General features: G+C 43.3%; 16 protein-coding genes and 1 tRNA gene. 7 read left to right on the forward strand and 10 right to left on the reverse strand.

Annotation, left to right across the window (positions count from 1 at the left end):
• The first annotated feature begins 245 nt into the window (after nucleotides 1–245).
• From FD724_RS11465 to FD724_RS11475, 3 genes are all read left to right on the forward strand, one after another.
• Nucleotides 246–1,535, forward strand: a complete 1,290-nt coding sequence (locus FD724_RS11465; protein ID WP_114084227.1) for a glucose-1-phosphate adenylyltransferase — start codon at nucleotides 246–248, stop codon at nucleotides 1,533–1,535.
• Between the two features lie 83 nt (nucleotides 1,536–1,618).
• Complete coding sequence (locus FD724_RS11470) at nucleotides 1,619–2,128, forward strand: AAA family ATPase (protein WP_179072716.1); 510 nt, start codon at nucleotides 1,619–1,621, stop codon at nucleotides 2,126–2,128.
• 118 nt (nucleotides 2,129–2,246) lie between these two features.
• The gene (locus tag FD724_RS11475; protein ID WP_114084225.1) at nucleotides 2,247–3,248 is read left to right on the forward strand and encodes a DnaJ C-terminal domain-containing protein; all 1,002 of its coding nucleotides are present in this window, start codon (nucleotides 2,247–2,249) and stop codon (nucleotides 3,246–3,248) included.
• A gap of 46 nt (nucleotides 3,249–3,294) precedes the next feature.
• On the opposite strand, the gene FD724_RS11480 is transcribed toward FD724_RS11475, so the two are convergent.
• The 3 genes from FD724_RS11480 to FD724_RS11490 form a co-directional block, all read right to left on the reverse strand.
• Nucleotides 3,295–3,960, reverse strand: a complete 666-nt coding sequence (locus tag FD724_RS11480) for a glutathione S-transferase family protein (RefSeq protein ID WP_179075477.1) — start codon at nucleotides 3,958–3,960, stop codon at nucleotides 3,295–3,297.
• A 57-nt stretch (nucleotides 3,961–4,017) separates the two neighbouring features.
• On the reverse strand, nucleotides 4,018–4,554 hold the full coding sequence (locus FD724_RS11485; protein WP_179072717.1) for a peroxiredoxin: 537 nt from the start codon (nucleotides 4,552–4,554) through the stop codon (nucleotides 4,018–4,020).
• Nucleotides 4,555–4,824: 270 nt separating this feature from the next.
• Entirely contained in the window at nucleotides 4,825–5,436 is a 612-nt protein-coding gene (locus tag FD724_RS11490; protein WP_179072718.1) for a peroxiredoxin, read from the reverse strand.
• Between the two features lie 131 nt (nucleotides 5,437–5,567).
• Here FD724_RS11490 and FD724_RS11495 point away from each other — a divergent pair, with 131 nt between their 5' ends.
• Entirely contained in the window at nucleotides 5,568–7,775 is a 2,208-nt protein-coding gene (locus tag FD724_RS11495; protein ID WP_179072719.1) for an amylo-alpha-1,6-glucosidase, read from the forward strand.
• Between the two features lie 134 nt (nucleotides 7,776–7,909).
• On the opposite strand, the gene FD724_RS11500 is transcribed toward FD724_RS11495, so the two are convergent.
• The 6 genes from FD724_RS11500 to FD724_RS11525 all read right to left on the reverse strand — a co-directional run bounded on the left by FD724_RS11500 (nucleotide 7,910) and on the right by FD724_RS11525 (nucleotide 15,989).
• Nucleotides 7,910–7,983: transfer RNA gene (locus tag FD724_RS11500), tRNA-Met, on the reverse strand.
• Nucleotides 7,984–8,150: 167 nt separating this feature from the next.
• Complete coding sequence (locus FD724_RS11505) at nucleotides 8,151–10,484, reverse strand: peptidoglycan DD-metalloendopeptidase family protein (RefSeq protein WP_179072720.1); 2,334 nt, start codon at nucleotides 10,482–10,484, stop codon at nucleotides 8,151–8,153.
• Nucleotides 10,485–11,276: 792 nt separating this feature from the next.
• Complete coding sequence (locus FD724_RS11510; RefSeq protein WP_163930469.1) at nucleotides 11,277–11,738, reverse strand: tRNA (cytidine(34)-2'-O)-methyltransferase; 462 nt, start codon at nucleotides 11,736–11,738, stop codon at nucleotides 11,277–11,279.
• 396 nt (nucleotides 11,739–12,134) lie between these two features.
• A complete protein-coding gene (gshA, locus tag FD724_RS11515; RefSeq protein ID WP_179072721.1) occupies nucleotides 12,135–13,274 on the reverse strand; it encodes a glutamate--cysteine ligase in 1,140 nt (379 codons plus the stop codon).
• 290 nt (nucleotides 13,275–13,564) lie between these two features.
• Nucleotides 13,565–13,864 (reverse strand): hypothetical protein, encoded by a 300-nt coding sequence (locus FD724_RS11520; protein ID WP_179072722.1) that lies wholly within the window; start codon nucleotides 13,862–13,864, stop codon nucleotides 13,565–13,567.
• A gap of 397 nt (nucleotides 13,865–14,261) precedes the next feature.
• Nucleotides 14,262–15,989, reverse strand: coding sequence for a S8 family serine peptidase (locus FD724_RS11525; RefSeq protein WP_179072723.1), 1,728 nt, complete (start codon nucleotides 15,987–15,989; stop codon nucleotides 14,262–14,264).
• Between the two features lie 666 nt (nucleotides 15,990–16,655).
• On the opposite strand from FD724_RS11525, the gene FD724_RS11530 reads away from it, so the two are divergent.
• Complete coding sequence (locus tag FD724_RS11530) at nucleotides 16,656–18,128, forward strand: glycoside hydrolase family 13 protein (protein WP_179072724.1); 1,473 nt, start codon at nucleotides 16,656–16,658, stop codon at nucleotides 18,126–18,128.
• 63 nt (nucleotides 18,129–18,191) lie between these two features.
• Here the strand turns inward: FD724_RS11530 and FD724_RS11535 are convergent, their stop codons facing one another.
• Nucleotides 18,192–18,611, reverse strand: coding sequence for a fasciclin domain-containing protein (locus tag FD724_RS11535; RefSeq protein WP_114084216.1), 420 nt, complete (start codon nucleotides 18,609–18,611; stop codon nucleotides 18,192–18,194).
• 159 nt (nucleotides 18,612–18,770) lie between these two features.
• Here FD724_RS11535 and FD724_RS11540 point away from each other — a divergent pair, with 159 nt between their 5' ends.
• Together FD724_RS11540 and FD724_RS11545 are read left to right on the forward strand one after the other, a co-directional pair.
• Entirely contained in the window at nucleotides 18,771–19,007 is a 237-nt protein-coding gene (locus FD724_RS11540) for a DNA-directed RNA polymerase subunit omega (RefSeq protein WP_012412301.1), read from the forward strand.
• Between the two features lie 23 nt (nucleotides 19,008–19,030).
• On the forward strand, nucleotides 19,031–19,639 hold the full coding sequence (locus tag FD724_RS11545) for a hypothetical protein (RefSeq protein WP_179072725.1): 609 nt from the start codon (nucleotides 19,031–19,033) through the stop codon (nucleotides 19,637–19,639).
• The last annotated feature ends 55 nt before the right edge of the window (nucleotides 19,640–19,694 follow it).

Raw genomic sequence — 19,694 nt, forward strand, 5'->3', positions numbered from 1 at the left:
TATCGATATAAAATGCAAAAGCGATAGTCAAATTCTATGCAAGGCAAACGTAGCCAAAACTCGCTATATTGTTCACCTATCTAAATAAATACAAATGTTCTAGTTTTTTACTTATTAGCCGTACTATCCATAACCAACAGCATTCTATAAAATTCCTCCCTAAGAATCACATGATCCCCCTTACCTGTGGTGGCAGACAGTCCTAAACTGAAGATGAGAGTTGAAAGGCAGTCGGGAGAAATTTTGTGAAAAAAGTATTATCAATCATCCTTGGCGGTGGCGCGGGTACTCGGCTTTACCCATTAACCAAACTCCGCGCTAAACCAGCAGTACCAGTAGCGGGGAAGTACCGCTTAATCGATATCCCTGTTAGTAACTGCATAAATTCCGAAATATTCAAAATCTACGTCCTGACACAATTCAACTCAGCTTCCCTGAATCGTCACATCGCCCGTACCTATAACTTTACTGGTTTCAACGAAGGTTTTGTGGAAGTGCTAGCTGCACAACAAACACCAGAAAATCCCAACTGGTTCCAAGGTACAGCCGATGCTGTGCGTCAGTATCTATGGTTGATGGAAGAATGGGATGTAGAAGAATATCTAATCCTTTCAGGCGATCACCTCTACCGGATGGATTATCGCCAGTTTATCCAACGCCATAGGGACACGGGGGCTGATATTACTCTCTCAGTCATCCCCATAGATGAGCGCCGCGCCTCAGATTTTGGCTTGATGAAAATTGACGATTCTGGTAGGGTAATTGACTTTAGCGAAAAACCTAAAGGCGAAGCGTTAACCCAAATGCAAGTTGATACAAGTGTACTGGGATTAACAAAAGAACAAGCCCTGAAACAGCCTTACATCGCCTCAATGGGGATTTATGTCTTTAAAAAAGAGGTTTTGTTCAAGTTGTTGAGAGAAGGTATAGAAAGAACTGATTTCGGTAAAGAAATTATTCCTGATGCCTCTAAAGATTACAACGTTCAAGCTTACCTTTTTGATGATTACTGGGAAGATATTGGAACAATCGAAGCCTTTTATCAAGCAAATTTAGCCCTGACTCAGCAGCCCCAGCCACCTTTTAGTTTCTACGATGAAAAAGCACCAATTTATACCCGCCCTCGTTACTTACCTCCGACTAAACTTTTAGATTGCCATATCACAGAATCAATTATTGGCGAAGGTTGTATTTTGAAAAATTGCCGCATTCAACATTCAGTTTTAGGAGTGCGATCGCGGATTGAATCTGGCTGCGTTATCGAAGAATCTTTGCTCATGGGTGCAGATTTTTACCAAGCTTCTGTAGAACGGCAATGTAGCTTGATAGATAATGACATTCCCGTAGGCATCGGTACAGACACGATCATTCGCGGTGCCATCATTGATAAAAATGCCCGCATCGGTCATGATGTCAAAATTATCAATAAAGATAATGTGCAAGAAGCTGAACGCGAAAATCAAGGTTTTTACATCCGCAGTGGTATCGTCGTCGTGCTAAAAAATGCTGTAATTGCTGATGGAACAATCATTTAGTCATTGGTCATTAGTCATTGGTCATTAGTCATTGGTCATTAGTCATTGGTTAATAGTTACAAGTAACAAAGGACAACGGACAAATGACTAAACTGTTTTTGCTGATTGGTCTTCCAGGTAGCGGTAAGTCAACTTTTGCAAAACAATTAATGACAGAATGCCCCCAGATGCCGCTGATTTCTACGGATGGCATCAGGGGGCAATTGTTCGGTTCTCAAGCCCTTCAGGGGCCGTGGCTACTGATTTGGCAGGAAGTAGAAAGGCAATTTCGACAAGCTACTTCTACAGCAAATACAGCCATTTTCGACGCTACCAATGCCCAGCGCCGTCATCGCCGTGAAGTCATTGCTTTAGCCCGTGAGTTGGGCTTTACCCAAATTATGGGAATTTGGGTGGATACACCAGTCTGGCTGTGTTTGGCACGTAATAAAAGGCGATCGCGCCAGGTTCCTGAAGAAATTATTTTGCGGATGCACCGTCAACTTCGGGATGCCCCCCCAAGCCTGGAAGAGGGGCTAGACGGGCTAATCCGCTTATCAGAAAAATCGGAGTACGGAAATTGCGATCGCACGTTGAGCAAGAACCACACTTGATTTTCTATATTCTTTGTTAATTTAAAATCAGATTCTTTTGCTTGGCACTCTACCTAGCAATCAAATATCTGTGTTCTTAAAAAAAAACATAACAGTAATTTCTATAGGAGGCTAGTAGATGGCTGCAACCGACTTCAAGGACTATTACGCAATTTTGGGAGTTAATAAGACTGCCACTCAAGATGAGATTAAACAAGCCTTTCGTAAACTAGCCCGCAAATATCACCCCGATGTCAACCCAAATAACAAACAGGCAGAGGCACGCTTTAAAGAAGTTAGCGAAGCCTACGAGGTTGTTTCAGATGTAGATAAACGCAAAAAATATGACCAATTCGGTCAATATTGGAAGCAAGCTGGCGAAGGTTTCCCCGGCGGTGGCGTTGGTGCCGATATGGGTGGCTTTGACTTCAGTCAATACGGCAATTTTGATGAGTTCATTAATGAGTTGCTAGGACGCTTTGGCGGTGCTGCCCCTCGTGGTGGAGGCGGGCGACAAAGTTACTCTTACCGCCCTCCTACAGGTGCTACAAGTGGTTTTGGTGGCTTTAACGATTTTGGGTTTCAAGATGCAGGTGCGGGTACTTCCCAGGATAGTGAAGCTATAATCACCCTAACTTTTGCTGAAGCATTTAACGGCGTGCAAAAGCGCTTCAGTTTAGGCAACGAAACAATTGATGTTCGTATTCCATCTGGGGCTAAACCTGGTACTCGTCTGCGCGTGCGGGGTAAAGGTCAAATCAACCCGATGACTCAACAACGAGGGGATTTATACTTAAAAGTCGAACTTCAGCCGCACTCGTTCTTCCAAATGGAAGGCGATAACTTGGTGTGCGAAGTGGCAATCACACCAGATGAAGCTACTCTGGGAGCGTCTATTGATGTACCCACTCCCGACGGTTCAGTTAATGTCAAGCTACCAGCCGGGGTACGTTCTGGACAATCACTGCGTTTACGTGGCAAAGGTTGGCCCCTCGCCAAGGGTGGACGTGGCGATCAGTTGGTGAAGGTGGCGATCGCACCACCAAAAGACCTCAGCCAACAAGAACGAGAATATTATGAAAAAATCCGGGCTATACGTACTTATAATCCCCGCAGTCATTTGCAGCAAGTCAAGCTGTGAAAATTTCGGATTGTAGAAACGGTAAAATTTATCGTTTCTACATTGATTAAGTCTGAGTTTGCCGCGTATTTCTCGCGACAATGACAGACTTAAACGCTTCCATTGCCTCTGGTGTAGACTCGGTAGCTTGCCACGATGGACGTACAATTAAGCGATCGTGCCAAGCATTCAGTTTTGGATAGTCATTTAAAGAAATGCCTACTTCCGGCAGCCATATTACTACAGTTCCAGCCACAACCTCAGCCATAGTTAGGTTTTGACTACCAAAGTAAGGGCGATCGTCAAGTAAATTCTCGAATAATTTGAGTACTGTTGAAATTTTCTGCTTCGCCTGCTCGATTTTTTCGGGATTTTCTCCAGGTAAGCCTAATATCTGAGGTAAAAATGTGGTGGTTGCTGGCAAAAGCTCATTCACAGTTACCAGTTGTACCATCCGTGCGATCGCTAAATCCTTGGCATCTTTAGGCAACATCGCAGGTGTGGGATATTTTGCCTCTAAATAGTCCAGGATTGCCAAAGATTCCACGACATTAAAGCCGTTATCCACCAAAGCTGGAATGTGGTGAAATGGGTTAATTGCCAAAAATTCTGGTTGAAACTGTTCCCCATCTAGCTTTATCTCTACTAATTCAAACTCAAGTCCTTTTTCCAACAGAGTAATCCAGACGCGACGGGAGTTAGGAGAAATAGATGAATGATAAAGGGTAAGCACCATAAAACCTCACAGTTTTATCAGTAGAGTGGGTATTGCCAATTCTACACCTTAAACTCAATTAAATTGTTCTAACAGAGTCTCAACACTAGCATTGTGATCCAGAAAAGAAAATAAATGCCAGTAGCTGAGTTTTCCTTCTTTATCTAATACAAACTGGGCTGGTAAAGGCGCTCCTAATGCTTGCCCTACTTGATAGGTACGAAAAACTCGACAACTAGGATTGCTCAACAACGGCATTTTTAAGCCTAAATCTTTCACAACAATTTGACTCTGCCTTTCATCGGTACTAGTAATCATTAAAACTTCTATACCGCGATTTTTAAATTGCTCATAGTTCTCATTCAAGGCTTTGATATGAGGAAAACAAAATGGACAATATTGTTTTTCAGTAAAGATGCGAGTAAAGGCGAGTAACACTGGTTGCTTGCCTTTATAATCAGACAATTTTACCAAAGTCCCATTGGTAATATCTGGTAGTTGAAAATCAGGTGTTCCTACTCCCAACCTGAGTTGATTTCTAGCTGGAACTGGTAAAAAATTGCGGAAGAATCGCTCATTTAATAAGCCACTAAAATCAGTTGAAGTCAACATACTTTTAACCCTAACTATAGCAGTCCTACATCATTCATGAAAATTACATCTCTCTTTCTTCTTGCCTTCCTTTGCGTCCTTTGCGGTTCGTTTCCTAATCTACATTTTTCACAACTCAAATAGGATTGCTATATTCAAATACTATTTTATGAAAAAACCACAGATAGATATAGAGGTTGACACTGTTTCATGTGTATCTCTGTTCATCTGTGGTTTTCATCGATTTTGCTCTCAACTCCAACAACTTGGATTAGAGTTTGCTAACGAAATTTAGACAGCAGAGAAGTAAACTTTAGACTTCACTGGGTCAGGATTCATTGTCTTATCACCAGGTTGCCAACCAGCTGGGCAAACTTCATCGGGGTGAGATTGAACGTGCTGAATTGCTTGTAATGTCCGCAGGGTTTCATCAACGCTGCGACCAAAAGCTAGGTTGTTGATGGTAGCGTGCTGTATGATACCATCTTTATCGATGATGAACAGACCACGCAAGGCAATGCCAGCTGCTGGGTCAAGAACGTTGTAAGCGGCGCTAATCTCTTTCTTGATGTCTGAGACTAGAGGATAATTCAGGTCGCCGACACCACCGGACTTACGATCTGTTTGAATCCAAGCGAGGTGGGAGAATTCACTGTCAACGGAAGCCCCAAGGACTTCGGTATTGATTTTCTTGAATTCTTCGTAGCGATCGCTAAATGCTGTGATTTCAGTAGGACAAACAAAGGTAAAGTCTAGTGGGTAGAAAAACAGGACGACATACTTACCGCGATAATCGGAAAGTTTGATTGTCTTAAATTCCTGATCTACCACAGCTGTTGCTGTGAAATCGGGAGCTTGTTGGCCAACGCGGAGGCTTCCTTCGGTTCCGTAAGTAAGGGACATTAACCTAATTCTCCTTTATCGGTTTATTAGCGTTGGAATACGGGTCAAGTAAAACTCGCCCATCCACGCTCTTACAGTTTAGTTACGATCTGTTACGACTATATCATACTCATAACGATTTTGAGTAGCCAATGCCCGATTTAGATACAAGAGAATGGTTACTTACCAATGGCTTAGGAAGTTTTGCCAGTGGTACGATTTCTGATGTTCGCACACGCACCTATCACGGTTGGCTGTTTACCGCTACAAACCCACCTTCTGGGCGGACTCTGCTGTTTTCACACTTAGACGCTAGCTTAGAAGTATCGGGGAGCGTTATAGCACTAGGGACAAATGTTTGGGGTAACGGTCAGATTGAACTGACAGGCTACGAACTGTTGCGCTGTTTTGATATTAACCCAGTTCCAAAATGGATTTGGGGTCGAGATAACTGGCAATTAAGCAGACAATTGGTGATGCCTTATGGGTTAGTGGAGGCTGGGGACTGGGGACTGGGGACTAGGAATGAGGAACTGGAAATAGCGAAGAATGCTTCCCAATGCCCAATTCCCAATGCCCAATTTTGCGATCGAATCTTGATCCAATATCGCTATGACGGAAGCGATACAGCAATTTTACGGCTGCGACTGCTGATCGCAGAACGTGATTTTCACCACCCACAAATTGCTAGTTCAGGATTACAGTTCTCAGAATTGCTTGGGCAACAGCAAATCTGCCTGCAAGCAAAAAAATTGGGTAATTTCGGTATACCTTGGCACTTGCGTTGGACAAAAGGAAAATATCAACCAGATGCAGTTTGGTATTGGAATTATGGATTGTCTGAGGAGACAAAACGAGGATTAAGTGACAAAGAAGACCTCTACAGTCCTGGTTACTTGATAGTCAGACTGCAACCAGGAGATGTGGTAACACTAGAAGCACGAGTAGGTTTTCCAAACTTGATGGCAGGTGTTCTCACTTCCGAAACCTTTGCAGAAGCCGTGGAGCTAGAGCAAGACCGACTCTCCCAGATTTTTGGATGGAGTGAGGGGGGTAAAGGGGCAGGGGAGACAAGGGGACAAGGGGACAAGGGGACAAGAGGTGAGAACTTGAAACAAGTCTTTCCCCTTGTGCCCAATTCTCCTTGTCCGCAAGTCCTCTTGCCCATACCCAATGCCCCATGCCCAATGCCCCATGCCCAATCCCCAATCTGGCAACAACTACTTAAAGCAAGCGATCAGTTTATCGTCTATCGAGCCTCAATTGCAGGCCCCACAATCATTGCTGGTTATCACTGGTTTAATGAGCGAGGGCGCGACATATTAATCGCCTTACCTGGATTGGCACTAGTTCCACAGCGCTTTGATCTGGCAAAAGGAGTATTACGGGCTTTTAGGCATTACTATCGTCACGGTTTAATGCCTAATGTATTTCCTGATGCCGATGGCGAACCACTTTATAACAGTATTGATGCGGCGCTGTGGTGGGTTGAAACTTTAGGGCTTTATTTAGAAGCTACCCAAGACTGGGAATTTTTGGCAGAGCAATTCTCTGTAGTCCAACAAATCCACAAAGCCTTTGTGGGTGGTACACACTACAATATCCAGGTTGATGCTATTGATGGGCTAATTAGTTGGGATGCTCGTGGTGTAGCCCTTACCTGGATGGATGTGGTAATTGGGGCACAACCCGTCACTCCACGTCACGGTAAGCCGGTGGAAATCAATGCGCTGTGGTATTCAGCTTTATGTTGGCTAAGTCGGTGGGCAGAACGCTTAAGTTCGCTTGAACTTGGCGATCCAGTGCGTCTCACTAAACAAGCACAGCGTTATGCTCTGCAAGCACAAAAGGTTAAAATCTCGCTGCAAAAGTTCTGGAATCCTCAGCTGGGTTATTTGTACGATACTATCGAGCCAGACGATCGCCGGAATTTTCAAATTCGTCCCAATGCGGTTTTGGCGCTGTCACTGCACCATTGTGGGTTTTCTGCCCAACAGGGGAGTCAGATACTAGATTTGGCAACTATCAGCTTGCTAACTCCCTATGGTCTTCGCAGTCTCGATCCAGGAGATCCCGAATACAAAGGGAGATATGAGGGTAATCAAGAGCAACGCGATCGCGCCTATCACCAAGGCACTGTTTGGGGTTGGCTAATTGGGCCATATATTCGGGCTTGGCAACGTTTTTATCCACAACAATCGCTGCCTTTTGATTGGCAACCTCTGCTAGATCATTTCTTATCTGGCGCTTGTCTTGGCTCTATTTCTGAGATTTTTGATGGCGATGCACCTCATACACCCAGAGGTGCAATCGCTCAAGCTTGGTCAGTTGCCGAAGTAATTCGCCACATACAAAAATAATTCGTAATTCGTAATTCGTAGAGGATGTTTTAAAATGTCATAGCCTCTTGTCTACGTAACAAGCTACAACTAGCATGAAATCAAAAGGCAGTTTTAAACAACCTTTTAACTTACGAATTACTAATTTTTTAAAGTGGCTCAGGTTGGAATTGAACCAACGACCTCAGGCTTATGAGTCCCGCGCTCTAACCAACTGAGCTACTGAGCCATATATCTTCAAATCATAAACTAGTATAGCATACAAATTTGCTCAATACTAAGATTTTTGCAATTTTCTTACAGCTTTCATCCCTGTTGAGTTTATAAAAAGCAAAAGAGGGAGGTAAACTCCCTCAACAAAACAAGGCAATGATTTAGTTACAGATAGCCAAGAAATTATATGCGATCCGGTAACATGGCGATTGGGTTAACAGCACCCTTACCTGATGGATGGATTTCAAAGTGGGTGTGTGGGCCAGTACTGTGACCAGTGCTACCCATCAAAGCAATTGTTTCTCCTTGATGTACTGGCTGACCAGCTTGCACTAGAATCTTACTGTTATGAGCATAACGAGTCGTGCTGCCATCTGGATGGCGGATTTCGACAAGGTTGCCGTAGCCACCATTGTTCCAGCCTGCTTTTTCTATCGTCCCCTCAGCTGAGGCGACAACTGGCGTGCCAGTGGAGTTAGCAACGTCAATTCCTTTGTGCATTCTACCCCAGCGCCAGCCATAACCAGAGGTAAGGGTACCTTTTGCCGGCCATGTGTAAGCTACGGTTGAGGAAGATGGAGGAGGTGTCAGTTCGTCAATGGGCCTGGGCAGGTATTGATCCACTGCTGCCAAAGGCGGTAGTATCTGTGGAGTAACTGTGGTTCCCCGCATCTTTCCTAAGGAGTCAGAGGCATTTACTCTTCCAGGAGGAGTTGCAATTCTTGTAGGAGATTTAGTGCGAGTGGGAGTCCACTGACTAGCAGAACCGAGATTGGGCAAGAATTCTGGGTTTACTGGTTCGGTAGGACGTACACTAGTACGGAATTGGGGCTTGATTGGTTGAGCGCTATAGGTAGCTCTAATAGGTGTAGGAACTGGAATTGGTATCGCTACACTATTTGGTCGAACAGCAGAATTAGGTACGATGAAATTATTGGGAGTAGAAATAGGAGTGAGCATTGCAGCGTTAGTAGTATCGCTAGCTGCTGGCACAACTAAATTACCAGACTGTTGAGCGCGGTATTTCTGCTGTAATCTCTGAATTTCCGCTTGCAAGCCCCGCAAACGGTCATTATTATTTCCCCGTGCTACCCTATTTGCCGATGTTTTAGGCTGTTGTATTTCAGCAAAAGCTGTTGGCACTGGATCTTCACCACCAACACCATAAGACCTAGCAGGAGTGGTAGGGCGTACTTCTAAGTCAGTGGCACTATTTGCCTGAACCTGATTGTTCGCAATTACTGGTGTAGGGACGGCAACGCTGCTGTTGTCGGCAATAGATGGTGATTGTGAAGGAGTTGGTAGATAGGAGTTGGCACTACCAATGTTCATAGGAGAGGTAGCTACTTTTGGAGTTTTGCTGGACTCCACAAAAGTAGGTTGACTCGCTACAGCAGGTTGGCTGACTACAGTAGGTTGATTCGCTACTGTTACCTCAACTTGACTAGCAGGAATAATTAGTTTTTGACTAATTTTCAGTTCATTGGGATTGTTGAGGTTATTTACCTTAACTAGTTCTGATACTGAAGTATTGTATTTGCTGGCGATCGCTGCTAGTGTATCTCCAGGCTTAACTTCGTAGGCGGTTCGAGTCGAGGACGCAATAAGTGTTGGTGTAGCTGGTACTGGTGCAATTGCACTTGTCTGATTCTTCTGTTTTAACTTCGATATCAAGTTCGCTTTGCTTGCATCGTCAGAAGTATTCGGCTGGACTAATGCAGTTTTTTCAACTCCAGTCGTCGGTTGTGCCAAACCAATATCAGCTGGTGATAAGTTTTCAGTTTCCCCAGACTGTAACTGTGCGAGACTTTTTCTTAACCGATTAGATTTTTCTTGTAAGCGATTCAGTGCAAACTCTTGTTGTGCCTTAAGTTGTGCATTTGTCTCACCGTTGACTGCACCAGATGTTGCTAATGTTTGTGGCTGGGCATTCAATAAAACATTTGTACTGCCAACACCATCAGCACTATAGTCAGACAAATTATTGACTGTTGGGAAACTAGTCTCAGCTAATGTGTTGTTCAAACCCTGTGCCACTTGTGGCTTCAGGTTAGTGGAATTTTTATAACCAGCTGTTGCTTGGGAAAATGTTTCTGATGCAGGAATTTGCAAAGATATTCCATTTGCCGCGACTTGCCATTTAGCTTCAAGCCCAGGCACTTGTGAGACTGCCGTTGGTTCCACGATCACAGGATTTTCCGGCACGCTCGCTGATGAGACTGCTTGGGACTCCAGCTTTGTGGAGGCAAATTTCACTTCAGTGTCAGGAGCAGCAGGAATCGAAGAGGAAGCCTTTTGGCTGCCTACTGGCACCGCTGCTTGGGCTTGATCGCTTTGTCGAGTCACCAAAAGGCTGGTTGCTCCCATAGAGATTGCCAAGCCAATCATGGCGGCTTTTGTCCGCACCCGGCGGTTAACTTTTGGATTCATCACATTTTGCAGTTCTACCGGGGCATCATCGCTGTTGGGGTTATTGTTCAACACAGCTTTTACTCTCTTTTTTAATGCTCGTTTCAAAGACGACCTCCTATGATCACTAGCGCTTAACTGACCTCGATTTTTCAGTTGGATACTAGTCAATGATTTAGATCACAACAAATGATAGATCAAGATCACATTCACCAGAGATGCTTACGCAAGATTAACCTGCTTCTCTGATTTAGACAAGTTTACATGTATTAGCAAAACTTAAAGTTTGCTGTGTTTACTTGTCCGAACCACTCCTAACACCACTTAGGACGTTTATAACTCTTTACCATTATCCGCGCTTGTCTTGCGTCAATCACGGGGACTAAACAAATGATTTGCCTAGTCTATAGTCGCTGCCGAAAAATAAATTGCTTGCGACTTCTGGAAAAGTGATGCCCCCTGCTGTAGATATCTTCAAGATATTTCTAGCCCATCAGTCTTCTCAACACGAGACTTTACGTTGATTATTCCCTAAAAAACAACCGTATTAACTATCGTCTAATTTTAGGCTGCTTTTGGGAGTTCAACGAGCAAAAACAGCTCAAATACATGATATGACTGGATTTTAGCACTTTTGTTCCCAATTTAGGATGCTTCAAATTCATCAAAATCTATCATTCAAATTTGGCATTATCTCAAGTTTTATATATAAATTTCTTATAATAACCTTCCTCTCTTTGTAAGTATCTTCCACTACAATTGGCGAATAAACCCAGAATTTGGTATATTCTTTTACATATTTTGCCGTAAACAAAAAAATCTTGCTGCCAAAATTCTCCAGTTTAGATAGATATTTGTAGAGACAACAAGTAAATATACTTAGCTTGTGAAGGTAAACAACTATTGTAGATAGCCTAACTGACGACGGGTTTCAAATAAGCCAATTGCCACACTGACTGACAAGTTCAAGCTGCGAACCCCTGGTTGGCTCATGGGAATATACAGAGTAGCATCGCAATCTGACAAAATTGTTGGTGGTAAGCCTGTAGTTTCACTACCAAACAGTAGCCAATCATCGGCTTGAAATTGAAAGCTGACGTAACTAAAATTCCCACCAACCGTATAACCTAACCATCTGCCTCCACGCTCTTGATGTACGGTTTTAAAGGCTTCTAGGGATTCGTGATAGTGGAGTTTGACATAAGGCCAGTAATCTAAGCCGGCTCTTTTGAGGTAGCGATCGCTAATTTCAAACCCCAAGGGCCCTACCAAATGCAACTCTGTACCTGTTGCTGCACAAGTACGAGCAATATTACCTGTATTAGGAGGAATTTGTGGGTTAACTAAAACGACCTGGGGCATTGTCCGTATAATCTACGTATTGTATAAAACAATTTCTTGTCAATGTTAAATCTACCAAAGGGTAGAGGCTATTCATAGGTTTTGTTAATAATAATCAAGCATCATCCATCGATTAGATTTTTAAAACAATAGCACAAACCCTCCCAGAGCAATCCCTGAGAGGATATTTGGCTAAAATTGGTAAATATTAAGTTTTATGTAGAAAGATTAATCACTTGTGTCTTTTAGGGCTGGTAGTATGTCCAAAGAAATCTACCATTGGGTATGGGGCATCGAGAAGAGACATAGGAGACAAGGAAGAAACTTGAATAATTTTCCCTTGTTCCCTGTTCCCTGTTCCCTGTTCCCTGTTCCCTGTTCCCTGTTCCCTTGCCCCCTGCTCCTCTGCCTCTTCAATTAAGCTAGTAGGGACGAACACAATTTGTCTTCGAGTTCGATTTCGCGTTCTTGGGTGGCTAGAATAGCCTGAGTGATAACGCGCTGGCTGTCAAAACCGACTGTGTGTAACTGCAACCACTGTTGAGACTCATTGCCTTCGCGGAGAATTTTGTGCAATGGGGAAAGGAAACAGCTAAAGCCTCGTTGTTTCGCGATCGCCCAAACATCTTGGTACATTTGGGTAATCCAATCTCTAGCTAGGATGCTTCTACCATCTTGCCAATGCTTCAAATGAGCATCGAGACTATCAGCCGCCGCCGCCGCTTCGTTTTCAGCAGTCAGGGTGACGAGTTCTTCGTTAGAGAAAATACTTTGAGTTAAAGGATCGATATTGGGATTTTCGATTACTTGCAATAAACGCGCTTCTAATAAGGCAGTAATGGCTAGTAAGGCAATGGGATCTGTGACTAAATCGCAAATTCGTAGTTCTAGGCGATTTAGATCATAAGGGCGGCGATCGCCATTTGGTCGCACCGATGTCCATAAATGCCGAACATTTTGCATGGTTCCGGCAACCAGTTGATCTTCCACCCACTGGATATGATCGGCATGGCTGGCAAATAAAGGTACATGGCTAGGCGTTTGCGGAAATAGGCCCCAGCGAGTGGAGTGATAGCCAGTAGTTTTGCCATCTAGGAAGGGAGATGAGGCGCTGAGGGCGAGAAATAGAGGTGCTTCCATACGGATCACCCGACACGCCCGCATTAATACTTCTGGATCGCTGATGCCTATATTAATGTGTACGCTGGCGGTGACTACTTTTGTCCCGTAGGTGTTCTCAATGTAGTCATGATAGGGATTTGCTGGATCGGAACGCAGAAAGCGATCGCCGCCACCCAACGATAAAGTACTTCCCGGTATCAAAGTGTAATCACCCAAGTGATTGAGGTAGTTTCGCAACTCCCGCCGAGGACGCAGCAAGGCACACAATAAATTTTCGTAATCATGGGATGGTTGGGTTATGTATTCGACATTGCGGCTATCTGGCTCCCGCATAAATCCATCCAAGGCTGCAATAATTTTGTCGGAGAGACCGACGATTTCACCTTGAGGCGTGCCAGTATACATCTCGATCTCAAAGCCTTTTAATAAGACCACCTTGTTCTCCTCGGCTCTCTCTGCCTATAAATTGTATCGAATTAGACGCATCTTTAGGATCTATCTTTCAGTCAATCAAAGGTTAAGAATCATGTAATTAATAATTCATGCCAAGTTATGATGGCAGATTTCTTGGCTGTTCTTCAAAAAATTATTACTACTGAAATTACTGAAGGCTCGGCTGTAAGTAATCTGGAAATTGAGGTGAAGTGTAAGTTTCCAGAAAAAACAACCTAATTCACAGTAAATACAAAAAATTATCTGCGTAGTGTGGGGTTAGATAATGGTCATTAAACACCCAACTTGCCTGTATTTATTCTCCTATTAACCAAACGCAATTGCTGCGATCGCTTCAAATATTTTACCCAAGGTTCCTCTGACAACTGGGAAAGTGCATTTAGTGACAGTCTTGCCGTAAATATATCTCTTCCACTGATAACACCACTGATGCCTAAATTTTTTAAAACAGCAGTTGCAGCAGAGTCTAAAATTGGTTCAGTATGGATGAAAACTTCTAAACTCGGTTCCTCTGGGTTTTGAACATCATTGAGCGCTGTAGCAAGGGCAGCATCTAGCTTTTGAAAATCCATAGAGCATTAAGTGGGTAAAAAGCAGGCAATTCTTAACCTATCGTATAGCTAAGGTATCAAACTTGCGAGTTTTTATTGCCTATCTCTGTATAGATTTAATGGGCGATTTCCTATGTCCAATTACAGATTAATTGCCGTTCTCTCTGGCTTTGAGGTTTATTGAGAGCCTAAACGCAGATTATGCTTATATATTAATATTCCCTTTCTCGATGAAAGTACCAATCAAAGTTGCTCCTTAAAAATCAGCATCTCAAGCAGTTATTCCGATTTAAATTGCCTCTGTTAAGTCAGCAATTTTAAAATTAGCACTGTTTAATTTGGTAGCCGTATAATCTTCAAGAGACGCGATATATTTATTGTGTTAAAGGTGTTAAATATATCGCATCTCTGAGGCTAATTACAGATTTAAAGCGTTAATCACTCCATAACCCCATTTCTCATCAAATGTCCCTGCGGGTTTTCCAGGAATTGCACTATTTTTACGTAGCAAGTCTTTCACAGCAGCCGGATCGAGATTGGGATCTCGCTGCAATAGTAATGCTACTAACCCACTAACAAATGGTGTTGCCATACTCGTACCAGCCTGCACCACAAACTTAGAATTAATCATCGATGAACGGTCAAAACTTGCATCGGCAGAAAGTGTGGAAATAATCATTGCTCCTGGTGCTGCTACATCCGGCTTGTGTCCATCATTTCTGAGTGGGCCTTCACTACTGAATTCCGAAATAGTGTGCAATTCTAATCCCATTTCTCGCACTTCGTTATCAATATCTGTGTACTTGGTTTTAGTAGTATAAGCGGCAACTGTAATTGCACTGCTGGCGGCTCCTGGCGAACCAATTTTTAGCGCATCTTTCACACTTTTACCGGTAAAAAACACTGATGAAGTGTCATCTAATGTCCATACATCTAAACGTGTGTCAGTTGCAGAACTGTTGCGAACTCGCAGTTGCCAAACACCTCCCATAACTGGCGAGGAGCCAATACCCCGGATTTGCACAAAGAAATTATGGTCGCCATTGGCTTTATCTGGCGCTGGTGTCGCTAATTGCACCCTTGCATCTGGTAACTGGTAATCTTGTGCGGCATTACCGTCAGTAATTATTTTTTGGAATGGGGTGACAAAACCGTTAGGACTCCGCACAGACACTTCTAATTCGCTGTCTTTGGAATACCAAGCATTTAACCAAACTATGCCTATTTGATTCAAAGGAACATTAAAGCGCATACCACGAGTGCGTCCACTGGGTATTATCGCTTGTCCATGAATGTTATCGTTTCCTTCGTTACCAGCAGCACAGCAAACTATTCTTCCGGGGCCAGTTTCCGCGTCAATAACTTTGGATAAGGAATCACTACCATCATGGGCATCAGCGTGTCCACCCAAGCTGAGATTCACCACGGCTGCGCGTCCTAACTCTCTAGCAATTCGGAAAATGTAACGCACACCATCAGCAATATGGGCATCCTGTAAATCTGACCTGACAACAACTAATTCCGCTTCTGGTGCTACACCGCCATAGCTAGCATCGGCACCGGCGGCAATTCCGGCAACATGAGTACCATGACCGCCAGTATCCTGAGAAATTGTCAGTTGCGCTCCCGTAAATTCCGCCCCATAGCCGCCTTCGGTTACTCCTGGCCCTGGCAGTGTTTGATCCCAAATGTGTAAAATTCGTCCAGCAAAAGCGGGGTGTTTCGGATCAATGCCACTGTCTATAATGCCGATGATTACTCCTTTACCGGTCAGTCCGGTTTTGTTCTGGAACTCCGGGAGTTTGACTGCTCCCATTGCAGTGTCCATCCTCAAATGAAGTTTGCGTGATGGCTTAATGCGTTGGATAACATCTTCTTCAGACAAGACATCTAAACTTTCTATCGGTAAAAAAGCCGTCCGCACACTCCCAGAGTTTTGATTGACTTCAATGTTATATTGTGATAAATAACTCAAGTCTGCATCAGGATCGCAATAGATAAAAACGACGCTCTTTGTTGGCTTGACTGGGCTTTTGTGGGCAATGATGCCAAGCGATCGCTTGTGTGTAACTAAAGCTTTATCTCCCTCATTTTGATAGTCTTGAAATGCCAACAGTAGTCCGGGAGAAAGTTTTTCGTGTCTCATTTTTACCTCAAATTCAATTTATTGAGTGAAAGCAAAGTAGTTTATTAGCATAAGTCGCTCTGGCATTAATGCAGACTATGCAGTTTTTTCGCCTTGATTATTTGATGCGACTATAGTTATCTATTTTTTATAGATAACATCAAATAAGCTTAGGAGGCGGTAATTAATTCCTAAGACAATTGCTAATTCATAACTCATATTCCTGAATTATGTCTCCTAATAGTGAGTGATTTTCTGTACTTGTAAGACATTTTTGAGCAGACGCATCTCAGAATTACCTAAGACTGAGCTAACAGGTAATTTTTATGGAGCTATTAAACTAATCCACTATCTGCCTAAATCATTACGGACAAAGTTAAAAAAATAAAATTAAGAATAATTAAGTAATAAATAAAAAAGATAAATTTAAGAAATTTTAAATACTAAAAAGTTGTATACTAATTTTTTTTGATTTCTGTGCGCGAAGCGCGATAGGCAATAAGCAAAAAGGCTCTTTGAATTGTACCTAGCTTCGCAAAAATCAAAGATGAGTCCTGTAGCTAAAATTGCTCAATTGGTATAAATTGTTAATAAATACTGACAAATTACAGATTCTCTATCATAAGTAAGAGCCATAAAGAAGCTAATATTTGCAACGATCGCTTCTGAACGTACAAAAAGTTATTCATGCAAATTAAAACACCAGATTGGGTAAAGCACGCTGTTTTCTACCAAATTTTCCCAGATCGCTTTGCCAGAAGCAAACAGCCGCGTAAACGGTTATTGCAAGAAGCCCGTTGGGAAGATTGGGACTCTATGCCAACCCTCCAGGGCTATAAAGGCGGCGATTTATGGGGCATCATGGAGGATTTAGACTACATCCAGAATTTGGGGATTAACGCGATTTATTTCACACCTATCTTTCAATCCGCCAGTAATCACCGCTATCATACCCACGATTATTATCAAGTTGACCCGATGCTGGGGGGCAACGAGGCTTTTAAGGAATTGCTAGATGCAGCTCATAAACGGAATATCAAAGTTGTTCTGGATGGGGTATTTAACCATTCCAGCCGTGGCTTTTTCTTTTTCCACGACGTTTTAGAAAATGGCCCGCATTCGCCTTGGGTGAATTGGTTCAAAATAGAAGGCTGGCCCCTTTCACCTTATAACGGTGAGTTCCCTGCAAACTACGTGGGTTGGGCGGGAAATCGCGCCTTGCCAGAATTTAACCACGACAATCCAGAAGTACGAGAATACATTATGGAAATGGCCGAATATTGGATTAAATTCGGCATTGATGGTTGGCGATTGGATGTACCATTTGAAATAAAAACTCCTGGTTTTTGGCAGGAATTCCGCGATCGCACTAAAGCCATTAATCCCGAAGCCTATATTGTGGGCGAAGTCTGGGGAGATTCCCGCCAGTGGTTGGATGGAACGCAATTTGACGGCGTGATGAATTATTTATTTGCTGGGCCGACAATTGCCTTTGCAGCTGGCGATCGCGTAGTCTTAGAACAAGTCCAAAGCCGCGACTATCAACCCTACCCACCCTTATTTGCTGCCGAGTACGCCACCAAAATCCAAGAAGTACTGCAACTTTACCCTTGGGAAATTCAGCTAACTCAACTCAATTTGTTAGCAAGTCACGATACAGCACGATTGATGACCATTGCAGGCGGTGATATAGCGAGTGTAGAATTATCAACTCTACTTTTACTCACCTTTCCCGGTGCCCCCAGTATTTACTATGGTGATGAAGTTGGCTTACCTGGTGGCATAGATCCCGACTCACGGCGTGGCTTTCCTTTAGAAGCTAACTGGAATCAAGAAATCTTCAATACTCATCATCAATTGATTGCTATCCGCCAAACATACCCAGCCTTGCGTACAGGTGATTACCGAGTCCTCTATGCTCAAGGACAACTTTATATCTTTGCACGAACTTTAGGCACAGAAGAATTGATAATTGCTATAAACGCTGGCACAAGTTCGGCAACTGCAAATGTAGATGTGGCTAGTTTGCATACTCAACCCAACAAGCTGTTATATGGTACTGCTGAAGTTGAGTGGAATGGTGAAGAAGAAACTCAGCAATTATCATTAACTCTTCCCGCACGCAGTGGCTGCATTCTGGGAGTGGGGAGTAGGGAGTAGGAGGATAAGGGAGCAGGGGAGGCAGGGGGAGAAAGAATAACTAATGCCCCATGCCCAATGCCCTTATTTTCCGGCAACCATTGCAGGCATCAAAACCTCATCAATAATGTGGATCACGCCATTGTCTGTCAAAATGTCTGTTTTGATAACATTGGCGTTATTCACTTTGATTTTGCCATCGGCAGATTCAATGGCTACAATTGACCCTTCAAGCGTCTGTGCCTCATTAATCTGTACCAAGTCATCAGACCGAACATCCCCACTAGCGACATGATATGCCACAATTTTCTGGAGCTTGGGAATGTCTTTTAGTAAGGAATCTAATGTTCCTTCTGGCAGCTTGGCAAAAGCTTCGTCAGTTGGTGCAAATAGTGTTAAAGAACCAGGACTCTTTAGAGTTTCTATGAGATTTGCAGCTTGAGCAGCTTTCACCAGGGTATTGAAGTTTCCCGCATTGATAGCAGTTTCCACAAGGTCAGCCATAAGGATGTGTGACTTTAGTCAGATAGTATTATAAGTAACTTATAAAATGACTAGAAGGCTCTTAGCCTCTATCAACAGAAAGGTTGCTGGCGATTAAATACAAGACAACAGATTTATCAGTACTGCTACACTGGGGAATGACCCCAAGAACCACTGATTATGCTAAAGCGTTCTAAGTTCGAGACAACTCAGTCTCAGATTATGCACCGAGCTGAGGAACTGATTAGTGCAGCCTCAAATCGTTACCGCATTACGGTTCAGGTGGCCAATCGTGCTAAACGTCGGCGTTATGAAGATTTTGAAAATAACGAAGATGCGATGATGAAGCCAGTGCTAAGAGCAATTATCGAAATGTCCGATGAATTGACTCAACCAGAGATTATTGGCGAACTATAAAAAAAGGCTTTAGAGAAGGCAGGATGAGCAAAAATCAATCGTTCATTCAACCCCGAATCAAGCCCTGGCAAACACTCACTGCCTTAATGGTAGTGGGTGTAATTGCTTTGAGTTCAGGGGCGGGAAAATCAATATACACAAGTTTGTTTAGTATCCAACCTGCTTATGCTCAGAGAATAACACCTAGTGATGTTTGGCAGTTGGTGTACCAGCAACTACCAGATTTACCACGAGAAAACAAGTATATCAGCAAAGAAAATGGGAAAGTTGCCGAAAACAGCACCTTGGCAAATCGCCTGATTAGATATCACATTTATACTAAAGGGCGGGCCCCAGTTTATCGCTTAGATTGGAAGCTGACTTTAGCTGATTACCTGGGGGCGAATGAAATTATGTATGATACTACCTATCCAGGCTATGATTCACTACGGGAAAACCCTATGGAAGGCGATCGCAAAGCCATAACCCGTCTCACCCGTAGTCAGCGAGATGCCTTAGTGCAAGTCTTAGTCAACATATTTAATCCTACTTCCCAAAATACCCTATCTCCTAAACCCAATACCGCACCCAGTCCGAGTAGATCAACTACCCCACAGCCACCCCAACGAGGAGGTGCTGAACTACTTAGATAGTGGGAAATTTAGGAGTTATAAGTTGTAAATTCATAGCTCCTAACTTATAACTCCT

Origin of the sequence: Nostoc sp. C057 (genome assembly GCF_013393925.1) — a bacterium.
Classification (GTDB): Bacteria; Cyanobacteriota; Cyanobacteriia; order Cyanobacteriales; family Nostocaceae; genus Nostoc; species Nostoc muscorum_A.